Raw genomic sequence first — 850 nt, 5'->3', positions numbered from 1 at the left:
CATTCCAGCGCGTCGCGCATCACTTTGACATTGCCGGTCGCATCGAATGAATAATCGACACCGCCGAGATGATCCGCGCCGCGCTTCGTCAGATTGACGATCTCCTGCACCACCGAGCCCTCGATTTTTGACGGATTCACGAAATGCGTCATGCCGAATTTGCGCGCCATTTCCTCTTTATCGTCATTCAGATCGACGCCGATGATCATATCGGCCCCGGCCATCCTGAGGCCCTGGATCACGTTCAGCCCGATACCGCCAAGGCCGAACACCGCCGCGGTCGAGCCGATCTCGACGCCTGCGGTATTGATCACCGCACCGATCCCGGTGGTCACCCCGCAGCCGATATAGCAGATCTTCTCGAACGGCGCGTCATCGCGGACCTTGGCCAGCGCGATCTCCGGCATCACCGTGTGGTTCGCAAAGGTCGAGCAGCCCATGTAATGATAGACCGGCGTCCCATCGAGCAGCGAGAACCGCGTGGTGCCATCGGGCATCAGCCCCTGGCCCTGGGTATTGCGGATCGCGGTGCAGAGATTGGTCTTGCCCGAGAGGCAGGAATAGCATTCGCGACATTCCGGCGTGTAAAGCGGGATCACATGATCACCGGGCTTCAGCGTCGTCACGCCCTCGCCGACCTCGATCACGATCCCCGCGCCCTCATGGCCGAGGATACAGGGGAAGATCCCCTCCGGATCCGCGCCCGAACGGGTGAATTCATCGGTATGGCAAAGCCCCGTGGCCTTGATCTCCACCAGAACCTCGCCCCGCTTCGGGCCTTCGAGGTTCACTTCCATGATTTCCAGCGGTTTGCCTGCGGCAAGAGCAACGGCGGCACGGGTACGCATGG

1 protein-coding gene is annotated in these 850 nt (G+C 61.2%); it reads right to left on the bottom strand.

Annotation, left to right across the window (positions count from 1 at the left end; genetic code table 11):
* The coding region (locus JC607_RS25195; RefSeq protein ID WP_198839446.1) for an alcohol dehydrogenase catalytic domain-containing protein at nucleotides 1–848 on the bottom strand (848 nt) is incomplete at its 3' end.
* Nucleotides 849–850: the final 2 nt, after the last annotated feature.

It is taken from the genome of Paracoccus sp. IB05 (assembly GCF_016405985.1).
Lineage (GTDB): Bacteria > Pseudomonadota > Alphaproteobacteria > Rhodobacterales > Rhodobacteraceae > Pseudogemmobacter.
The sequence above is the reverse complement of the archived record's forward strand: the minus strand, read 5'-3'. Positions and strand labels throughout refer to the sequence as shown.